We start from the raw sequence: 19,663 nt of genomic DNA on the forward strand, positions 1-19,663 counted from the left end.
CGCCACGGCGCATGCGAACGTAGCTCAGTTGGTAGAGCGCAACCTTGCCAAGGTTGAGGTCGCGAGTTCGAACCTCGTCGTTCGCTCCAGCGAGAAGCCCCCCGGTTCCGGCCGGGGGGCTTCTCTGTGTCCTACGTGCGGGTCTACGTCCAGCTGGTGCCGGTCAGGCGCTCGTACGCCTCCACGTACTTGGCGCGGGTGGCCTCGACGACCTGCTGCGGCAGCGCGGGCGGCGGCTGCTCGCTCTTGCGGTCCCAGCCGGACTCCGCCGAGGTCAGCCAGTCGCGGACGTACTGTTTGTCGTACGACGGCTGCGCACGGCCCGGCTGCCACTGGTCGGCAGGCCAGAAGCGGGAGGAATCCGCGGTCAGGACCTCGTCCGCGAGGACCAGGGAGTCGCCGTCGAAGCCGAACTCGAACTTCGTGTCCGCGAGGATGATGCCCCGCTCGCGGGCGATGTCCCGGCCCCGGGAGTAGACGGCGAGGGTCGCCTGGCGCAGCCGGGCGGCGGTGTCGGCGCCGACCTGGCGGGCGACCTCCTCGTAGGAGACGTTCTCGTCGTGCTCGCCGACGGCGGCCTTGGTGGCCGGGGTGAAGATCGGGGCGGGCAGTTCGCTGCCGTCGACCAGGCCCTCCGGGAGGGCGAGACCGCAGACCGTGCGGGACTCGGTGTACTCGACCAGGCCCGAGCCGGTCAGGTAGCCGCGGGCCACGCACTCCACGGGGACCATCTGGAGCGACTTGCAGACGAGCGTGCGGCCCTCCCAGTCGGCGGGGGCGCCCGCGGGCAGTTCCGTGCTCAGGACGTGGTTCGGGATCAGGTCGGCGAGCTGGTCGAACCACCACAGGGAGAGCTGCGTGAGGACCCGGCCCTTGTCGGGGATCTCGGTCGGCAGCACCCAGTCGAATGCGGACATGCGGTCGCTGGCGACCATCACGAGGTCGCCCGCCTCGTTCTGGTACAGCTCGCGCACCTTGCCGGTGTGCAGGTGCACCAGGCCCGGAACCTGGATCGGCTCGGGCTTTTCGACGAATCCGGACACGGTTCCTCCCCGTGGTTCTGTCTGATGGGGTTGATTCTCCCGTATGCGGGGCTGATCCCGGACAGAGGGTCAGTCGCGTTTGCAGATGCGGTCCAGGAGGTTTGCGGTGGCCCGCTGGATGCGAGCGTCGACGTGGCCGGGCCGGTCCAGGGCCGGGGTCCAGGCGAACGTTCCGGATGCGAAGACCCAGGCGCCGGAGGGGGCACGGTACAGCGAGGTCTCCTGGTGGCGCGGCGCGCCCTCCTTGTCGGTGTACGGCGAGTGGGCGAGCAGCACGCGCCCCTCGTGCTCGGGCAGCGGGGTGCGCGGGAAGTAGCGGTCGGCCTCGCCCGCCACCAGGCCCTCGATCTCGTCCCCCTCTTGTGCCCCGGTCGCCTCCCACAGCCAGTGGCCGGCGTTGCGCACGATCAGCGGATGCGGCTCGGGGACGGGACCGGCGTACTGGATGCCGATGAGCTGCTGCTCCGCCCTGTCGATCTCCCGCCACAGCACCGGCTTGCCGGGGCCCCTGCGCTTGCGGCAGGTCAGCAGGCGGTCGGGGACGCCGGACGGGGAGGGGCCCAGTTCCACCTGCCAGTACATGGAGTTGGCGGAGAGGAAGACCAGCGAGGTGCCGGCGTCGCGGGCGAGCTCCACGGCACCGCGCATCGGGGCCGACCAGTACTCGTCGTGGCCCGGGAAGACCAGGCCGCGGTAGCGGGCGGGGTCGACGCGGCCCGCGTGCAGGTCGCCTGCGGTGGCGTAGGCGACGTCGTAGCCGTAGCGCTCGGCCCAGCGGATGAAGTCGTAGGCGTGGCCGACGTGCATGGGGAGGCCGGCACCCGCGTACGGGCGGTCGAAGGAGACCGTGGTGGCCGCCTCGGCCTCGCCCAGCAGACGGCCCTTCTCGTCCCATGCGTGGTAGAGGCTGGCGCCGGTGCGGCCGTCCTCGGGGTAGAGGTTGTACGCCTGCCAGGTGATGTCGGGCAGGACGAGGAGCAGGTCGGCGGGCTGGTCGTGGCGGACCGTGAAGGGGACGTGGGAGCGGTAGCCGTCGGCGGTGGTGAGGACGGCGACGTACGCCCCGGTGTTCCAGTACGACGGGACCTGGAGCCGCCAGGACAGCCACCAGTGGTGGCAGGAGACCGTACGGTCCGCCGTGAGCGGCGGGGGCTGCACGATGCCGGACAGGCGCGGGCTCGTGGTGATCTTCGCGGCGCCGTCACCGCCGTAGTGGCCGATGCGGTAGATGTCGACGCCGAACTCCTGTGGCGGGTCGACGGTGATGTGGAAGTCGATGGCCTCGCCGGGCGCGACCGCGCCGGTAGAGGTGAAGCCCTTGATCTGGCGGTGGACGTCGTCGGCCGCGCGGGGGCCGCCGGAGCGGCTGCCCTTCTTCGGGGCGTGGGCCGGGTCCTGGTCCACGTACCAGGGGACCACCTGACCGCTGTCGTCGAAGTACGTCACGCTTCCGCGCAGCCACGGAACGGGGCCCAGCCCGAAGGGATCCGTCACGGCGTGCGCCAGCGCTCCCGACTCCCAGCGGCGGATCTGCTCCGAACCCATGGTTGCTTCCCCTCCCCTTCGCCCCCGTGGTTGTGTACTGACGTGGTGTGTGCGGTGTCTGAGGCTGTTCGGTGTTCTGCGGCCTGTGCCGTGTTCCGGGGGCTGTGCGGTTCCGTCACGTTTATGTGTTTGTCGTATGTCGCAAGCCCTTGCCATGTGCGCGAACGGTCCAAGCACATCACACAATGCGCGCACTTCGTTACTGTTCGTTTCGAATTGGCCAGAAGCGGAAGCGGGTGCTCCGGAAGTCAGGCGAGCCGGACCGGCTTCTCGGGGCGTATCCCCAACTCGGCCAGCCAGGCCCGCAGGGGCGTGGAGTCGCCGTCCTCGATCAGTGTGAGGACCTTGGGTGCGAGGTCGGCGGTGCGTTCGCCGTTGTGGAGGAGGGTCGGGCCGTCCAGCCAGTCCAGGCCCGGGGTCGCACCCGCGGTGTCCATCGCGGCGCAGCAGATCATCGCCGTGAGGTGATCGGCGAGCAGCTCGCGGGCGGTGCGCGGGGGCTGGAGGGGGAAGAGGGGGAGTGTCCGGTCGTCCCAGAGGGCGGCGGGGTCCGGGGTGGCCGGGGGGCTGGTGGATGAGGAGGCCGCGGTGAAGGGGGCGGTGGCCGACGGGCTCGGCGTCGCGGTGGTCTCCTCGCGGGACAGTTCGGCGCTGAGCCGGGCGGCGAGGGTGGCGCTGCGGGGGGTGGTGCCGGAGAGGTCTTCTTCGTCGTCAGGGGGTGGTTCGGGGCTTCGAGCGGTGAAGGGGGTCTCTCCGGCTCGGTCCGTCAGTTGGCCCGCTCGGTCGGTCAGATGGCCCGCTCGGTCCGTCAGGTGGTCGAGGACGCGGGACAGGGTCGGGCCGCCGGTGTCCGGGGCCGCGCTACCCGGGGCCGGGCGGACACCCATGGCGTCCAGGACGCGGTGGAGGCGGGCCGCGTCTATGCGCCACTTGCGGTCCACGACCTCCTCCGGATACTCGCTCCAGCCCACCGGCGACCAGTCGGGCCCGGGCCCCGCGGGGCCGCCGTGGAAGAGGCGGGCCGCGAGGAGGGAGGCGGCCTCGTCGACCGCGCCCGGCTCCTCCAGCAGATCGCAGGCGGGCCGCTCACCGAGACGGGACGCGAAGCCCTCGGCCAGGCGGTCGCGCCGGGACAGCTCCGTGAGCGCCGCCACCACACCGGCATCCAGCCGGGACGGCCAGCGGCCCATCCGCCAGGCGGGCAGCGCGACCCGGGTCAGCAGCCGGTCCCAGCCCGCGTACGCCAGGCCCACCTGCTCCTGGGCGACGATCCGCAGTCCGTAATCCACAGCCTGTGCACGCTCCGCCGCCGCGGCCGCCACGCCCCGCTCCATCTCGGCGGCGTGCACACGGCAACTGCGCAGCAGAAGCCGGGCCACCCAGCCGACACCGGCCAGCACGGCCCGTGACACCGGTCCGCGGTGCGGCGCCGAGGCCACGGCCACCGCGGCGTCCAGACCCCGGACGAAGCGCCGGGCGGCGGCTATGTCCGGGTGCGCCGAGGGGCCCGTACCGGCGACGACCGGGGCGAGGACCGCGCGCAGCTCGCCGACCCGCATCCACCACAGGAAGGGCGAGCCGATGACGAGGACCGGCGCGACCGGGTGACGGCGGTGCGGGTGTCTCCCGCCGCCCGCTATGTCGTCGTGCTCCTCGGCGGGGGGCGGGCCATGGGCGCGGTGGGTGCGGTGGGTGCGGTCCTCCAGCCAGCTGTCGCAGTCCGGCGTGAGCGCTATCGCGGAGGGCGCGGGGACGTCCAGCCGGTCGGCGAGGCCGCGCACCATCCGGTACAGGTCGGGGGCCGTCTCCTCGGTGATCGGGATGGTCGGGCTCATGGCCGGACGGGCCCGGGCGACGACCAGGGCGATACCCGCGGCGGCGAGCAGCACGAGAACCGCGACCGGCGTCAGGACCCAGCGGGCGGCATCCCAGCCGGGGCCGGCGAGACGGCCGGTGGCGGCGCCCACGAGCAGGATCACGGCGACGGCGGCGGGCAGCAGAGCGACGGCCAGCGCGCGGCTGCGCATGCGCAGCACGACGAGCGCCCGTGACCGCGCGGCCTGCGCGCCTGCCTCCACACCCATTCCGGTCACGACCCGACCTCACCCCCTCCCCGTTGACCTGACGCTGTCCTTGCTCACTCCCCCACTGTGGCACCCGCCACTGACATCGCAATGCCGGTGGGCCATGTGCCGGAACGCTTGCGCCGCACCCTAGTTGGGGCTCCGCCCTCCGTCAGCCGGATAGTGCATCGGCCACTCGATGGAATGGCTTTAGGGAGAGGTGGATGACGGACAGCGAGGCTCAGGCCCTGCATACCGAAAACTTCAGGCCCCGGATCCTGAGACGGATCCAGGGCCTGTGAGGTTCACCGGGCGGGTCGGTTTCCCGCGTTGGGGTGACGCCGGGTGGCGGGGTTGACGAGTGGCGGTGACGCCGGGCCGGGGTTGCCGGGCGGCGGGAGTGCCGGGTGACAGCGGGGTTGCTGGGTGACGGCGGGAGTGCCGAGTGGCGGTGACGCCGGGCCGGGGTCGCCGGGCGGCGGCGAGGTTACCGGGTGACGGCGGAGTCGCCGGTTACGCGCCTGCCGCCTTCGCGGCGATGTCCGTGCGGTGCTGGGAACCGTCGAGCCGGATGCGGCCGACGGCCGTGTAGGCGCGGTCGCGGGCCTCGGTGAGGTCCTTGCCGGTGGCCGTGACGGACAGGACGCGGCCGCCCGCGCTGACGATCGCGTCACCGTCGCGCTTGGTGCCGGCGTGCAGCACGTACGCGTGCGGGGCGTCCTGTACGGCGACCTCGTCGAGACCGGTGATCGGGTCGCCGGTGCGCGGGGTTCCGGGGTAGTTGTGCGAGGCGATGACCACGGTGACGGCCGCGTCGTCGCTCCAGCGCAGCGGCTCCAGGTGGGCGAGGTTGCCCGTGGCCGCGGCCATGAGGAGACCGGCCAGCGGTGTCTTCAGCCGGGCCAGGACGACCTGCGTCTCGGGGTCGCCGAAACGCGCGTTGAACTCGATCACGCGTACGCCGCGGGAGGTGATCGCGAGTCCGGCGTAGAGCAGCCCGGAGAACGGCGTGCCGCGGCGCTTCATCTCGTCCACGGTCGGCTGGAGGACGGTCTGCAACACCTCGTCGACCAGCTTCGGGTCGGCCCACGGCAGCGGGGAGTACGCCCCCATGCCGCCGGTGTTCGGGCCCTCGTCGCCGTCCAGTGCGCGCTTGAAGTCCTGGGCGGGCTGGAGCGGCACGACCGTCTCACCGTCGGTGACGGCGAACAGGGAGACCTCGGGGCCGTCGAGGTACTCCTCGATGACCACGCGCTCGCAGGCGGCGGCGTGGGCCTTGGCCGCCTCCAGGTCGTCGGTGACGACGACGCCCTTGCCGGCGGCGAGCCCGTCGTCCTTGACGACGTACGGGGCACCGAAGGCGTCGAGGGCCGTGTCGACCTCCTCGGGGGTCGTGCACACGTAAGACCGTGCCGTGGGCACCTCGGCCGCCGCCATGACGGCCTTCGCGAAGGCCTTGGAGCCCTCGAGCCGGGCGGCAGGCCCGGACGGGCCGAAGACCGGGATGCCGGCGTCGCGGACGGCATCGGCGACACCGGCGACCAGCGGCGCCTCCGGGCCGACGACCACCAGGTCCGCGCCGAGCCGCGTGGCCAGCTCGGTGACGGCCGCGCCGTCCAGGGCGTCGACCTGGTGCAGCTCTGCGACCCCGGCGATGCCGGCGTTGCCGGGGGCGCAGTGCAGCGCGGTGACGTCGGGGTCGTGGGACAGGGAGTGGCACAGGGCGTGTTCGCGGGCGCCGCTGCCGATGACGAGGACCTTCACGGGGGTCAGCCTAACGGGAGGCGGCGGGTTCCCTTTGTGCGGGCTGCCGAAGGAGACGGGGATCTTGGACTGGAGGTTCCTCCGAATCGGGTTGTGGCGACCCGCTCGTCAGGGCTTGTCCGGCCCCCTGGGGACGGCCGCTCACGGCTCGTTCGAGAACTCCTCCACCACCGTCGCCCCCAGCTCCCGGACGATCAGCTCCTGGCCGGAGAGGGCCGACTCGTCGAGGTCGGGGTCGTCGTCCTCTGGGATGTCGTCCTCGACGGAGACGGACCGGGGCTGCGGGGCGGAGGGCTGGGGTACGGGGGCGGTGGGTGCGGGGGCCGGGGTGGAGGTGCGGGTGGGTGTGCTCGACTGCTGGGCCGGGGAGGACGGGGCCGTCGCCTGGGATGCGGCAGGGCGCTGGGCGGTCGCCGTACCACCGCCGGTGCCGGTGTTGTGGCCGCCGCCTCCACCGCCGGCTCCGGCACTGTAGCCGCCACCGCCGCCGTAGCCACCGGTGCCGCCGCCGTGACCGCCCTGGCCGCCTCCGAATCCGGAAGGGCCGCCCGGGGCCTGCGGTGAGGAGCCGCCGGAGGGATCGACGATCGCCTCGATCTTCCACTGGACGTTGAACTGCTCGCCCAGCGCCTGCCGCAGCACGTCCTCACTGCCGCTGCTCAGGAAGTTGTCGCGCGCGCCGGCGTTGACGAAGCCGAGCTGGAGGGTGGTGCCGTCGAAGCCGGTCACCTGGGCGTTCTGGCTGAGCAGGATCCAGGTGAAGCGACGGCGGTTCTTGACCGCTTCCAGGATGTTCGGCCAGAGCATGCGGGGGTCGAGACCGCCGGGGGCGGGGGCAGGGGCGGGGGCGGCCGGTGTCGGGCTCGCGGGCGCCGGTGGGGCGCTGGGTGCCGGGGCGCTCGGAGCAGGCGTGCTCGCTGCCGGGGGGGTCGACGCGGGTGCGGGGGCGCCTGAGGCGGCCGTGGGTGCCGTGGGCCAGCCGCCGGGGCGACGGCCGCTGCCGGCGGAGGCCGCGGTGGGCCAGGCGCCGGGAGCCGGGGCGGAGGCGGCTGCGGGAGCGTTGGAGGGAGCGGGAGCCTGAGCGGGTGGTGTCTGGGGCGGCTGGGCGGGATGGGCCTGGGCAGGCTGGGCGTGCCCGCCGTCGACGGGGCCGGAGGTGGGTGCGGGCTCGGCGGGGGCGGGCGTACCCGACACCGTCGGCTGCTGCGCCCCCTGGCCCGTCGCGGCCGCATGCGCATGCCCGCCCGCAGCCGCCGCATGACCGCCACTGCCGCTGCCACCACCGGGGCTCCCGGGGGCCCCGGGGCCGCCACCCGGCGCTCCGGAGGCGCGGACCGCCGCCCGGGCCGCGGCCGGACCGCCACCGGGCGAAGCGGCCACCGGACCGGCCGCCGCTGCCCCATGCCCCTCGGGCCCCGGCGCGTACCCCATGGCGGGCATGCCGGCGGGGCCCTGTGAGGAGAAGCTCACGCCGCGCTCGATCCGGTCCAGGCGGGCCATGACGGACCGCTCGTCGCCGTACGCGGCGGGGAGCAGGACGCGCGCGCAGATCAGCTCCAGCTGGAGACGGGGCGAGTTGGCGCCTCGCATCTCGGTCAGCCCCTCGTTGACGAGGTCGGCGGCCCGGCTCAGCTCGGCGGCGCCGAAGGTGCCGGCCTGGGCCTGCATGCGCTCGATGACGTCGGCGGGGGCGTCGATGAGCCCCTTCTCGGCCGCGTCCGGGACGGCGGCGAGGATCACCAGGTCGCGCAGCCGCTCCAGCAGGTCGGCGACGAACCGACGGGGATCGTTCCCGCCCTCGATCACATGGTCGACGACCTCGAAGGCCGCGGCCCCGTCACCGGTGGCGAAGGCCTCGACGACCGAGTCGAGGAGGGAGCCGTCGGTGTACCCGAGCAGGGCGGTCGCCATGGCATACGTCACACCGTCCTCAGCGGCGCCGGCCAGCAGCTGGTCCATGACGGACATGGAGTCACGCACGGATCCGCCGCCGGCCCGCACGACGAGCGGGAGGACACCGTCCTCGACCGGGATGGCCTCTTTCTGGCACACCTCGGCGAGGTACTCCCGCAAGGTCCCGGGCGGGACGAGCCGGAACGGATAGTGATGGGTCCGCGATCGGATGGTCCCGATGACCTTCTCGGGCTCGGTGGTCGCGAAGATGAACTTGAGATGCTCCGGCGGCTCCTCGACGACCTTCAGCAGCGCGTTGAAGCCGGCCGACGTGACCATGTGGGCCTCGTCGATGATGTAGATCTTGTACCGACTGCTCGCAGGCCCGAAGAAGGCCTTTTCGCGCAGGTCACGGGCGTCGTCCACGCCACCGTGGGAAGCGGCGTCGATCTCGATGACGTCGATGGAACCTGGTCCGTTGCGCGCGAGGTCCTGACACGACTGGCACTCACCGCACGGCGTGGGCGTAGGGCCCTGCTCGCAGTTCAGACACCGCGCCAGGATCCGCGCACTGGTCGTCTTGCCACAGCCGCGCGGCCCGCTGAACAGGTACGCGTGGTTGACCCGGTTGTTCCGCAGCGCCTGCTGCAACGGGTCGGTGACATGCTGCTGCCCGATGACCTCGGCGAAGGTCTCCGGGCGATAGCGGCGGTACAGAGCGAGAGACGACACGCATACGAGGTTATAGGCGCCCACTGACAACGGACCCGCCACAGGAAGCCCGGAACGCAAACGCCCCCCACGCACCCGCCAGAGCCAACCTACCCTTGCTGCCTTCCGGCCCTGGGGGAGTTCAGTCAGATAGCGCCGCGTGAGGGGCTGCGCCAAGGTTACCTGATGTCGGGGGCAGGGAACGAGTTCGCGAGCACTCCCCTCGGTCATGTAATGTTTCCGGCGGAGGATTCGCCTAGAGGCCTAGGGCGCACGCTTGGAAAGCGTGTTGGGGGCAACCCCTCACGAGTTCGAATCTCGTATCCTCCGCCAGTGCCTCACCGGGCACGATGTCGAAGGGCCCCACCGCTTGCGGTGGGGCCCTTCGGCGTTGTCCGTCTCAGTTTCCGTCTCAGTTCGTTTTCGGGAGCTCCCACAGCGCGTCGCCGGCTTGCTGCGCGACCTTGCGGAGCATGGTCCCCGTCACATGCATGTAGCGGGCGCGCATCCGGGCCGCTCCCCCGGGCTCCCAGCCCATGATCGAGTCGATCACGACGTCCGGGACGCCGAGGATCAGGAGCACGGTCGCTGCGGTGTGGCGAGCGTCATGGAGACGGCCGTCCCGCACGCCAGCGTCCCGCAGGAGCCGCTTCCAGACGTGGAAGTCGGTGTTGGGGCTCAGCGGCCCGCCGGTCGGCGAGGCGAACACGTAGCCCTTGCCCTCCCAGTCGGCACCGGCCGCGATCCTCTCCCGCTTCTGGGCTTCCTGGTGCTGGCGGAGAATCTTGATCAGCGGATCTGGCAGGCCGATGGTGCGCCGCCCGGCTCGGGACTTGGTGGACTTGTGCTCGCGGCGGGTCTGCTGCTTCTGCGGGCAGTAGCCCGCCTTCCGCCCGCAGGGATCGTCCCCGCAGCCGTGGGCGTACTTCGGGCGCAGACGGTTCTTGCGGATGCGGACGTATCCCGCGTCCAGGTCGACGTCTTCCCCGACCAACTACCCAGGTCAGGGGCCGTTCTCACTGCTCACGCTGCGGAGGCGGTGGGATTTGAACCCACGGTGACATCGCCGCCACGACGGTTTTCAAGATCGTCGGCGGCCCTTGCAGCCGTCAGCCTCTACTCGACCGCCCCCGGAGGCGCCCTACCCTCCAGAGGATCAACGGCAGCCCCACGGCGACCGCTGCCTCGACCGTCGCCAGGATGAGGAATCCTCGGGCAGTTCCCGTAGACAAGGTGATCACCAACGCGGCCAAGGCACCGACGGAGATCCCCAGCGACGGACGCCAGTCATCGGTACGGATCACCGTCCAGCCAAGCAGCGCCAGTGAGAAAGCCGCAACCATGACGGCGGCAAAATGCCAGCCATAACCGTCCGGCACCCCACACCGGCCGCCATGCCGCCGGACGCACCCGCCTTCGACAAGCCCGGTCAGCCCCCAGCCGAGCGCGATAGCGAAGGACAGCCCGAAAAGGGCTCCCCACCCCTTGCTGTTCATGCCCGCATCTTAAATGCCCTTGTGTGTCCCTCGCGTGCCCGGTCGGACGGGGACCAGCGGGGAACCACAGGGCCATCCGTCGCTCACCGCCCCGTACTGCTAGAAGCGGACGAAGAGGTCGTGCCAGACCCGTGCCAGATCGTGCGGGGAACCATGGGGAACACCGGGGAACTGATTCAGCGCCCGACCACCCACCGACGCCGCTCCACCGCAGTTCATCGGGCCAGTCATCCTCAGAACACCTTAGCTTCCCAAGCTCAGGGCTCCGGCCACCGGATACGCAGTGGCCACCTGACGCGTGGTTCTGTAGCTTGCCCCCATGACCGACAACCGAAGGGGCAATGCCGCGTAGGCGCCCGTCAGCCCTGCGGGGCGACCCCCCTATCCGCCCCTGGAGGCGGCGACGGTACCCGTTCATTGATCGCCTTTCAGGATCTTGCACAGCTGACCTGCGTCGGCTAGAGCGGACCCGCTTCTGGCCCGAAGCCACAGAAGAAGCGTTCTGGCACTGGCAGGCCTATGCCCATGGCCCCCTCAGACACCTTGTAGACCCACTCACAGGTCCCGATTGCGGCATCCCTGAGTGCGGGTGTTACGGCGCAGGCTTCCGCGAGCACCTCGAAGCCGTGCTTCACGCACTGCCCAGGAAGAGCGCGCGTGAGTTGCGCGCCCTCGTGTGGGCCCTCGACGGGAAGATCCTGGCAAGGGCCAAGGTCATCCCGGCTGACAGCCTGGACGTGCCATGGTGGCGAGGTCAGCTCTAGGACCACAGGCGGCCGTCTCAGTTCCGTCTCATTCAGCCCCGTTCACGGCCGTTCAGGCGAGACCCTCAGCCGTCCCCGCGTCGACAGCCGGCCGCCCATGAACGCAGGTGAACGCCCTCGAACCAAGCCCACCACCCCACCACCCCAGTTGGAAAGCGTGTTGGGGGCAACCCCTCACGAGGTCGAATCTCGTATCCTCCGCAGCCGCCTGAACAGGCGAAACAGAGCGCCGGACCGCAGCTCGCGGTCCGACGCTCTGGCATGCTCTGGTCTCAGCCTTGGTCTCATTTATTTCTGGCATTCAAGACATTTAACCCATGCGGCGAACGCGCCCTCTGTCGGTGATCAGCGGTCACGCATCGAGTGCGCCCCGGCCCGAGGTGCCCCGAAGTGGTTCTCCTCGTGCCATCAGGCCAGCGGGTAGCCCAGGGCCAGGGCGGCCTTACGGAATGCCGGCAGACGGTCAGGGGAGACCGCAAGGTGGCGCTCGCCGATTCGGGTACACAGCACGCGCAGGCGGCGGTCGCTGATGATGAGGGCTGCCAGTGCCTCGTCTGCGCACTCGATGAGATGGGTCTGCCCTGTATCGCGGAGTCGGCCGGTGCGGCGGCCGGTGTCGTCGAGCAGGGTGGTGACGGTCTGGGGTACGGGGTGCGAGGCGGCCTGGTTCAGGTAGTCACGTAGCTCGTCGAGGGTGTGCCCGCGGTCGAGGGCGTGGAGAAGAGACGCGGTGGTGAGCGTCCAGACCCGGTCGCTTTTCCGGTCGGAGAACGCGTCCAGGAGGAGTGTGTCGGCGGAGGGCAGCCCGTCGAGGGCGACGATGTCGAAGTTCGCCAGGACGGTGACCCTGCCCGTCGGGACGGTCGAGGCAGCGACCTGGGCGGGGGTGTAGTCGTCTGTGAGGCCGACGGCGTGGGCGCCCAGGGCATTGAGGCGGAGTGCGGACAGGCCGTCGTAGCGGCTGAGTTGGTCGAGGTAGTCGCCACCCCAGTTGTCCCGGTGGTCATCGCGGGCGCCCGCCGGGGGGACGTACTCGATGTCGATGAGGCCGAGTGTGGCGGCGTACTCGAAGATCACCGCCAGGGTGTACCGACCCTGGAGGAGGGACCAGCCGTGGTAGCCGTCGTAGCCGAGGCTGCCGTATTGCGGATCCTCCAGGTACAGCTTCCACAGGGCGCGTTCACTGCGGTGGACGACTGGATCCAGACCGGCCGCGCGCATGACTGCGAACAGGTCGTCGATGGACGTCCACTCACCCGGGGCGCAGCCGGCCAGCGCTTGGCCGACGAGCTTTCGGCGCGGCTTGGCGGCGGTCAGAACGTTCGCCGAGCGCTGGCCCTTGATCTCCTCGATGCGGGAGAACTCGTCCAGGAGGCTGTTGTTCAGCCAGCGTTGCCACAGCTGAGGGATGGTCAGGTGCGGTGGCCGGGTCAGCGCGGCCCGTCCGCGCGTGGTCGGCACCAGCCGACCGCCAGTGAGCTGTGCGAGGCCGCCTGCCTGGAGCAGCATCGGCCAGGCGAAGGCGGCGATGGCCTCGTGCGGATAGAAGTCGCCGCCGTCCAGGACGTCGGCGACCGCCGAAACGGTGGCGGTGCTGGGGCGGCGGGTCTTTTCGCTGCACCGCAGCTTCTCCGTCATGCACAGGCGCAGCACCGCCAGCAGGTTGGCCTGCGCCTCGCGCTCGGTGTGCCGGACGCGTGGAGCGCCGGTGGGCTCCTGTTGCTGTTCGACCGGTATCACTGTTCGTGCTCCCCGCTCGCGTCCCGTCCTACAGATGGGCAACGTAGTCGTAGTTGCCCGGACCGCAGGTGCGCTCGAGGATCTGGACCACCCTGCGCGGGTTGTCGTAGGGGCCGGAGAAGTAGAACGGCTTGCCGTCCCGGCCGAAGCCGATGACGGGCCGGTCGCCGGGCGGGGCACCCAGGTGCACTACGGCGTCGGCGAAGCCGTCCGCGGGCTCGAAGCCAAGACCGCGGGCGTAGGCGACCGCATCGTGCACGATCGTCTGCGCCTGCTCCACGTCGATCGGCAGAGGCCGGTGATCGAAAGCCGAGTAGTACATCGATGCGTAAGTGGTCAGGGATCCGGACCCCATCACCTCGGGGTCGGTGACGTTCTTGACTCCCAGGCAGCACACGTCCACAAGGAACCCGGTGACGGTCACCCTGCTGGCACGTTCCTGGCGGGCAAGGAGAATCTGGGCGAAGCCGCCTGCGTCGGGGTCCGGCTCCTGGCCGAGGGGGTCGGCTGCCGCCCAGCCCGGAGCTTCGGCCAGGTCCAGTCCCGCGCTCCATCCCGCGTTGACCCAGCAGCCCACCACCGGCCGCTCATCCGGCGCGACGTTCGCCAGTGCCGCCTCGGCGACCCGTCTGACCAACGCGGTGGCCTGGGCCGGACGCAGCCCCAGCGCCTTCGCGATCTGCTTCGGCGCGCTGCCGCGCTCCCTCATCTCCCGGACCCGGGCCAGCAGTTCCTCGTCGCGCGTGCTCACCGTCACAGTCTGCCACTACCGTGTCGCCCCATGCGAAGAACAGGGTGGCGTCGGCGGTGCTGCCACCCTGGGTCGGGGGATACAGGAGACGAGCCGGAACGGGCAGGCCAGCATGGGTGAGTCAGTAGGCAGGACCGTCGAGCAGGTGCGAGCGCTGGTCGGTTGGGTCGGCACGGGCCGCAAGCTGACCCAGACCGGCCGTATGACGCTTGCCGACGCGCGAGCACTGGTGGAGCTTCTGGACACCGGCGACCGGATGGACCCGGTGATCGGGGACCGTACGTTCAAGACGAAGTCCAGCGAGGAGCTGTACCACCTCACGCTGCTGGTCGAGTGGGCGAAGGCGGCACGACTGTTGCGAACCGCGGGCGGGCGCCTCCTGCCGGTGAAGAAGAACGCCAAGCTACTGGACCGCCCCGACGAGCTGCGTGGCGCCCTGTTCTCCGCGCTGCCGCACATCGGCCCGGCCGTGACGATTTCCGGCTGGCTGGAATCCCTGTTCACGCACGAGTACGACCGGGGCCTGCGGGCGTTGCTGCACGGGCTGTACGCGGCCACGGCCCCGGTGCCGCTCAGTGATCTGTACGAGGTGGTGTGGCATGCGGTCAGCCCGCTGTACGTGCTTGATGACCTGTCTCCCGACCGTCTGGGGCATCTGCGCACCGCCAACGACCACGACGTCCGACGGGTCCTGAAGGCCCTCGCCTCCCTGGGCGCGGTCCATCTCACAGAGGACACCACGGAGTTGACGGCGGACGGCCGCATCGAGACGGCTCGAATGCGCGGCGAGCCCGAGCCCGGCGACGCGGTGTTGCAGATCGTTGTCGAGCTCGCCGACGTGGACGGCCCCCGGGTCTGGCGGCAGTTGCTGGCGCCCGCCGCGATCAGCCTGGACCGGCTTCACTCCGTAATCCAGGAGGCGATGGGCTGGCAGAACTGCCACATGCACGCGTTCACCATCGACGGCGTCCAGTACGGCCGTCCCGGCGGCGAACTCGGCTTCCGCGACGAGCGCACCGCCACACTGGGCGCCCTGCTCAAGCCGGGTGCCCACTTCGTGTACACGTACGACTTCGGGGACTCCTGGGAGCACATCATCACCGTGGAGCAGCTCCAGACAGCCATAGCCGGGCTCCACTACCCGCACTGTATGGACGGTGCCGGGGCGTGCCCGCCCGAGGACTGCGGCGGCGCCCCCGGCTACAGCGATCTCAAAGTGATCCTCGCCGACCCTGCGCACGAGGAACACCACGCCATGCTGGTGTGGCTCGGACTTCGGTCCGCCGCGGAATTCACCCCTGACCGTTTCGCGCCGGACGAGGCCAACGCGCGACTGCTGCGCCTCCCGGCACCATGAAGGACGAGGCGTCCGGCCACGCAGCCGCTCGCAGCCCTGGGTGCCACCGACTGCTCCACCGGCCCCGCCGCGCTCGGACAAGGAGGTATGGGCCGACCTTCCGTCCCCGGCGTTCGGGTCTTGGGCGTCGACTACACGGCGACGAGGCGCACTCTGTCGCCGCAGAGCTTCGTCATGTCGTCGATGTCCGAGGTGAGCATGACGACCGGGCGGCGCTGACGCAGCGCCGTCTCGGCCACGGCAGCGTCGATGGCGTATTTGTGACCATGCAGCCCAGCGTTGATCAGCATGGCTGAGGCGGCCTTCGCCTCCTCGTCGCCGATGTGCACGATCCGCACGCCGGACAGGACCCAGGCGAGCCGCGCCTTGTCGGTCCGGCGATGCACCGATTCGATGATGGTGAGTGCGCTGATGACCACCTCCATCCCCCGCTTGCGGGCTTCGGCGATGAGGGCGACGACGGGCTCGTGATCGCTGACGAACTTCGACAGGCCCTCGCAGTCGAGAACGAGGGTGCCTTCGTGGCTCAGCTTGCGGCGGGCCACTGCCCCTCCTCGGCGAACACCTCGTCGAAGACCCGGCGTGCCCGCTCCTGCTCTTGCTCGGAGATCGGCCCCTTTCGGCGTTCGTAGTCGGCCAGGTACTCATCCAGGATCTGACCGCGCAGTTCGCGCTCCACCGCTTCGGTGATGAACGCGGAGAACTCACGCTTGCCGACCCGTCGGCGGATCGCCTCCGCCGTCCCCTCGGGGAGGGAGAGGCTGACCCTGGTGGCTGGCCCTTCACCGACGCTGTAAGGAATCTCGCTCACGGGACCGACATTATCAAAGAAGTAGGAATTCGGCCCGGGGGGCAGCACCCGCCGGCGGCATCTCCCCGCCGATCGCCATCGCCTGCTGATCATGATGTACCCGGTGCTGGCCAAGGTCCGCTACGACAAGCTCGACGCCGTCACCGGTGACAAGAGGCTCATGGTCTCGTCGCTGGTCGTCAACTGGCTCGTCGGCCCGGCGGTCATGTTCGCGCTCGCCTGGATCTTCCTGCCGGACCTGCCCGAGTACCGCACCGGCCTGATCATCGTCGGCCTCGCCCGCTGCATCGCGATGGTCATCATCTGGAACGACCTCGCCTGCGGCGATCGCGAAGCGGCAGCGGTCCTGGTCGCGCTGCACTCGGTCTTCCAGGTACTGGCGTTCGGCCTGCTCGGCTGGTTCTACCTCGACCTGCTGCCGGGCTGGCTGAACCTCGGCGACGGCGAGCACCTCGACATCTCCATGTGGAAGATCGCCCTGAACGTCGTCATCTTCCTCGGCATCCCACTGCTGGCCGGCTTCCTCACCCGCCGCGTCGGCGAGCAGAAGCTGGGCCGCGAGAAGTACGAGTCCGGCTTCCTTCCGAAGATCGGCCCGTGGGCGCTGTACGGCCTGCTCTTCACGATCGTCGTCCTCTTCGCCCTCCAGGGGAAGACCATCACCTCGCAGCCGCTGGACGTGGCCCGCATCGCACTGCCGCTGCTGGTGTACTTCGCGGTGATGTGGTTCGGCACCTTCGCCCTGGGCAAGGTCATCGGCCTCGCCTACGACCGCACCGCGACCCTCGCCTTCACGGCGGCCGGCAACAACTTCGAGCTGGCCATCGCGGTCGCCGTCGCCACCTTCGGTGTGACGTCCGGTCAGGCGCTGTCGGGCGTGGTCGGGCCGCTGATCGAGGTGCCGGTCCTGGTGGCGCTCGTCTATGTCTCGCTGGCCTGGCGGCGGAAGTTCAGCGCCAGGCGGCAACTGACGGCAGCACCGCGGGAGAGCTGACAGGCTGGACTGCACAGCGGCGCCCAGTGCGGAGCCACCGGCTGCGCCGTCCCAGCCGGCATGGTGCGGACCTCGTGACGGCCGTCCGGGACCCGCAGGTGGTGATCGTCGGCGGCGGCCGGTCCGGGCTCGCCGCCGGCTGCCGCCTGCGCCGCCTCGACGTGACTTCTCCGTCCCTGGCCGACGACATCGACGGCCGGCCCTGTCGCCGCCCCGCTCCAGCCGCGGGGCGCCGCGGTCACATCGCCGTCAAGGGCACCCGCGCGGTGGCCGAGCGGCGCCCGCACCTGCCGGGCTGCGGCGACTGGGCCGGCCCCCTCCGCCACGCCCATCGGCGTCGGACGGCCTGCCCGGGACGCAGCCCGGGAGATCGCCGGCCTGCTCGCGCAGGGCGGTCAGGCCACGGCCGACGTGCTGGTCAGCAGCTTGCCCATCGCGGCCAGCACGGACGGCTCGACGCGGTAGTAGACCCAGGTGCCGCGCCGCTCGGAGGTCAGCAGCCCGGCCTCCTTCAGCTTTTTCAGGTGGTGGGAGACGGTCGGCTGCGAGACGCCGACGTCGGAGATGTCGCACACGCACGCCTCGCCGCCCTCGTGTGAGGCCACCGCCGAGAACAGCCGCAGCCGCACCGGATCCCCCAGGGCCTTGAACATCCGCGCGGCCGTTTCGGCCTCCTCAGCGGTGAACGGGCGCTCGGTGAGGGGCGGGCAGCACGGCGCCACGGCCTCGGGGACATCGGTTTCCAGCAGCGGCAGCGCCTGCGTATTCGACATACATCTATGTTGACATGCGTCGAACCAACGGGACCAGAGCCCTGCTGATTAGATAGATGTCTATGTTGACGTCCGTCGAATCAGGTGCCATGCTGGCCACACAAGCCATCGACAGATGTCGAATCAAAGGGGAACCTCGTGGCCGTGTCGATCAGCAGCAAGCCCACCACCGACCAGCTGCCCGTCGTGGTCATCGGAGCCGGCCCGGTCGGCCTGGCCGCCGCGGCCCGTCTCGTCGAGCACGGCCTTGAACCGCTGGTCCTGGAAACCGGGCCGTCGGCCGGCACTGCCGTACGCGGCTGGGCACACGTGCGGCTGTTCTCGACCTGGTCGGAGGTCACCGACCCGGCCGCGGAGAAGCTCCTCGCCCCGACCGGCTGGACCCGCCCCGACAGCTCCGCGTACCCCACCGGCGGCGACTGGGCCGAGAACTACCTCCAGCCCCTCGCCGACGTCCTCGGCGACAAGGTCCGCTACGGCGCCACCGTGACCGGCGTCGCCCGCGCCGGCCGCGACCGCATCGTCGACTCCGGCCGCGACGAGCAGCCCTTCGCCGTGCACATCCTGCGGGCCGACGGCCGCGAGGAACGGATCAGCGCCCGCGCGGTCATCGACGCCTCGGGTACGTGGTCCGCCCCCAGTCCGCTGGGTGCCGACGGTCTGCCCGCCCTCGGCGAGAAGGCCGCCGCCGCACACGTCTCCTACCGCGTCCCCGACCTGGGCGACCCGACCGTCCGTGCCCGGTACGCGGGCCGGTGCACCGCCGTGGCCGGTTCCGGCGCCTCCGCCTTCACCGCCCTCGCCGCCCTCGCCGACCTGGCAGCGGAGGAGCCGGGCACGCACGCGGTGTGGATCCTGCGCCGCGGCATCACCGGCTCGACGTTCGGCGGCGGCGAGTCCGACCAACTGCCCGCTCGCGGCGCCCTCGGCCTGCGCGCCAAGGCCGCGGTGGAGGATGGCCACGCGAGCGCGGTCACCGGGTTCCGTACGCAGGCCGTCGAACGGGACGGTGACCGGCTGGTCCTGGTCGCCGAGGACGGGCGCCGCCTCGACCCGGTCGACGAGGTCATCGTCCTGACCGGTCTCCGCCCGGACCTGTCCTTCCTCTCCGAGCTCCGCCTGGGCCTCGACGACCGCCTCCAGGCGCCCACCGCCCTGGCCCCGCTCATCGACCCCAACGTCCACTCCTGCGGCACCATCTACCCGCACGGCGTGAACGAGCTCTCCCACCCGGAGCAGGGCGTCTACCTGGTCGGCATGAAGTCCTACGGCCGCGCGCCCACGTTCCTCGCGATGACCGGCTACGAGCAGGTCCGCTCCGTCACCGCCGCGATCGCCGGAGACCGTGAGGCCGCCGAACGCGTCGAGCTGACCCTGCCGGAGACGGGTGTGTGCGGCGGGGCCGGTCTGTTCGACGAGCCCGACGCCGCCCCGGCCGAGGACGGAGGCTGCTGCGCCACCCCGGCCACCTTGCAGATCGGCACCGGCGCCCCGGCCACCGCCTCCGGCGGCTGCTGAAGTCCCCATCCATTCCAGGAGGTTCGCCATGACGTCCCGTGTACAGCTCGCCCTCCGCGTCCCCGACCTCGCCGAGTCCGTCGCCTTCTACACGAAGCTCTTCGGCACCGAGCCCGCCAAACTCCGCGACGGCTACGCCAACTTCGCCATCGCCGAGCCCCCGCTGAAGCTCGTTCTCATCGAAGGCACTGCAGGTGAGGCGACCCGCATGGACCACCTCGGCGTGGAGGTCGGGACGACCGAGGCGGTGCACGCCGCCACCGCCCGCCTGGGCGAGGCGGGCCTGTCCACCGACGTGGAGAACGACACCACGTGTTGTTACGCCCTCCAGGACAAGGTCTGGGTCCACGGCCCCGGCCGGGAACCCTGGGAGGTGTATGTCGTCAAGGCCGACGCCGGCTCGAAGGAACCGGCCGTCGGGGACGGTTGCTGCTGATCCG

The 19,663-nt window shown here is 71.0% G+C and carries 14 protein-coding genes, 2 tRNA genes, 1 other RNA gene and 3 pseudogenes; 7 read left to right on the plus strand and 13 right to left on the minus strand.

Going from position 1 to position 19,663, the window contains the following annotated elements; all coding sequences use genetic code 11:
• The first annotated feature begins 13 nt into the window (after nucleotides 1-13).
• Nucleotides 14-89 (plus strand) — tRNA-Gly (locus AOQ53_RS25080).
• Nucleotides 90-143: 54 nt separating this feature from the next.
• On the opposite strand, the gene AOQ53_RS25085 is transcribed toward AOQ53_RS25080, so the two are convergent.
• The 6 genes from AOQ53_RS25085 to ffs form a co-directional block, all read right to left on the minus strand.
• Complete coding sequence (locus AOQ53_RS25085; RefSeq protein ID WP_059420611.1) at nucleotides 144-1,043, minus strand: phosphoribosylaminoimidazolesuccinocarboxamide synthase; 900 nt, start codon at nucleotides 1,041-1,043, stop codon at nucleotides 144-146.
• A 69-nt stretch (nucleotides 1,044-1,112) separates the two neighbouring features.
• Nucleotides 1,113-2,588 carry a N,N-dimethylformamidase beta subunit family domain-containing protein gene (locus AOQ53_RS25090; protein ID WP_059420612.1) on the minus strand — a complete coding sequence of 492 codons (1,476 nt, stop codon included), beginning with the start codon at nucleotides 2,586-2,588 and terminating at the stop codon, nucleotides 1,113-1,115.
• Between the two features lie 248 nt (nucleotides 2,589-2,836).
• On the minus strand, nucleotides 2,837-4,672 hold the full coding sequence (locus AOQ53_RS25095; RefSeq protein ID WP_174523345.1) for a hypothetical protein: 1,836 nt from the start codon (nucleotides 4,670-4,672) through the stop codon (nucleotides 2,837-2,839).
• A 492-nt stretch (nucleotides 4,673-5,164) separates the two neighbouring features.
• Nucleotides 5,165-6,415 (minus strand): phosphoribosylamine--glycine ligase, encoded by a 1,251-nt coding sequence (gene purD / locus AOQ53_RS25100; protein WP_059420614.1) that lies wholly within the window; start codon nucleotides 6,413-6,415, stop codon nucleotides 5,165-5,167.
• Nucleotides 6,416-6,556: 141 nt separating this feature from the next.
• Nucleotides 6,557-9,040, minus strand: coding sequence for a DNA polymerase III subunit gamma and tau (locus tag AOQ53_RS25105; RefSeq protein ID WP_059420616.1), 2,484 nt, complete (start codon nucleotides 9,038-9,040; stop codon nucleotides 6,557-6,559).
• A 53-nt stretch (nucleotides 9,041-9,093) separates the two neighbouring features.
• Nucleotides 9,094-9,192, minus strand: an RNA gene (gene ffs, locus AOQ53_RS25110) — signal recognition particle sRNA small type.
• A 72-nt stretch (nucleotides 9,193-9,264) separates the two neighbouring features.
• Here ffs and AOQ53_RS25115 point away from each other — a divergent pair.
• Nucleotides 9,265-9,352, plus strand: a tRNA-Ser gene (locus AOQ53_RS25115).
• Between the two features lie 79 nt (nucleotides 9,353-9,431).
• On the opposite strand, the pseudogene AOQ53_RS25120 reads toward AOQ53_RS25115, so the two are convergent.
• The 4 genes and pseudogenes from AOQ53_RS25120 to AOQ53_RS25135 all read right to left on the minus strand — a co-directional run.
• Nucleotides 9,432-10,001, minus strand: a pseudogene (locus tag AOQ53_RS25120) (tyrosine-type recombinase/integrase); the annotation flags it as partial.
• Nucleotides 10,002-10,128: 127 nt separating this feature from the next.
• Nucleotides 10,129-10,515 carry a hypothetical protein gene (locus AOQ53_RS25125; RefSeq protein WP_059420617.1) on the minus strand — a complete coding sequence of 129 codons (387 nt, stop codon included), beginning with the start codon at nucleotides 10,513-10,515 and terminating at the stop codon, nucleotides 10,129-10,131.
• Nucleotides 10,516-11,687: 1,172 nt separating this feature from the next.
• Nucleotides 11,688-13,019 carry a helicase-associated domain-containing protein gene (locus AOQ53_RS25130; RefSeq protein WP_059420619.1) on the minus strand — a complete coding sequence of 444 codons (1,332 nt, stop codon included), beginning with the start codon at nucleotides 13,017-13,019 and terminating at the stop codon, nucleotides 11,688-11,690.
• 28 nt (nucleotides 13,020-13,047) lie between these two features.
• Nucleotides 13,048-13,770 (minus strand): hypothetical protein, encoded by a 723-nt coding sequence (locus AOQ53_RS25135; RefSeq protein WP_201785085.1) that lies wholly within the window; start codon nucleotides 13,768-13,770, stop codon nucleotides 13,048-13,050.
• A 112-nt stretch (nucleotides 13,771-13,882) separates the two neighbouring features.
• On the opposite strand from AOQ53_RS25135, the gene AOQ53_RS25140 reads away from it, so the two are divergent.
• Nucleotides 13,883-15,127, plus strand: a complete 1,245-nt coding sequence (locus AOQ53_RS25140) for a plasmid pRiA4b ORF-3 family protein (RefSeq protein ID WP_059420623.1) — start codon at nucleotides 13,883-13,885, stop codon at nucleotides 15,125-15,127.
• A 131-nt stretch (nucleotides 15,128-15,258) separates the two neighbouring features.
• Here the strand turns inward: AOQ53_RS25140 and AOQ53_RS25145 are convergent, their stop codons facing one another.
• Both AOQ53_RS25145 and AOQ53_RS25150 read right to left on the minus strand, forming a co-directional pair.
• Entirely contained in the window at nucleotides 15,259-15,672 is a 414-nt protein-coding gene (locus AOQ53_RS25145) for a DNA-binding protein (protein ID WP_059420625.1), read from the minus strand.
• On the minus strand, nucleotides 15,654-15,938 hold the full coding sequence (locus AOQ53_RS25150; RefSeq protein ID WP_059420628.1) for a hypothetical protein: 285 nt from the start codon (nucleotides 15,936-15,938) through the stop codon (nucleotides 15,654-15,656). The genes AOQ53_RS25145 and AOQ53_RS25150 overlap by 19 nt, the downstream gene beginning before the upstream one ends.
• 53 nt (nucleotides 15,939-15,991) lie before the next feature.
• On the opposite strand from AOQ53_RS25150, the pseudogene arsB reads away from it, so the two are divergent.
• A pseudogene (gene arsB / locus AOQ53_RS25155) lies at nucleotides 15,992-16,932 on the plus strand (ACR3 family arsenite efflux transporter); the annotation flags it as partial.
• Between the two features lie 227 nt (nucleotides 16,933-17,159).
• Nucleotides 17,160-17,316: pseudogene (locus tag AOQ53_RS46540) on the plus strand (pyridine nucleotide-disulfide oxidoreductase); the annotation flags it as partial.
• Between the two features lie 11 nt (nucleotides 17,317-17,327).
• Here the strand turns inward: AOQ53_RS46540 and AOQ53_RS25160 are convergent.
• The gene (locus AOQ53_RS25160) at nucleotides 17,328-17,705 is read right to left on the minus strand and encodes an ArsR/SmtB family transcription factor (RefSeq protein WP_059420630.1); all 378 of its coding nucleotides are present in this window, start codon (nucleotides 17,703-17,705) and stop codon (nucleotides 17,328-17,330) included.
• A 138-nt stretch (nucleotides 17,706-17,843) separates the two neighbouring features.
• Between AOQ53_RS25160 and AOQ53_RS25165 the strand changes: the two genes are divergently transcribed.
• Nucleotides 17,844-19,223 (plus strand): NAD(P)-binding domain-containing protein, encoded by a 1,380-nt coding sequence (locus AOQ53_RS25165; RefSeq protein ID WP_408055182.1) that lies wholly within the window; start codon nucleotides 17,844-17,846, stop codon nucleotides 19,221-19,223.
• Nucleotides 19,224-19,251: 28 nt separating this feature from the next.
• Nucleotides 19,252-19,659 (plus strand): ArsI/CadI family heavy metal resistance metalloenzyme, encoded by a 408-nt coding sequence (locus AOQ53_RS25170; protein ID WP_059420632.1) that lies wholly within the window; start codon nucleotides 19,252-19,254, stop codon nucleotides 19,657-19,659.
• Nucleotides 19,660-19,663 lie beyond the last annotated feature (4 nt).

The sequence above is a fragment of the Streptomyces azureus genome, from assembly GCF_001270025.1.
In the GTDB taxonomy this organism is placed as follows: domain Bacteria; phylum Actinomycetota; class Actinomycetes; order Streptomycetales; family Streptomycetaceae; genus Streptomyces; species Streptomyces azureus.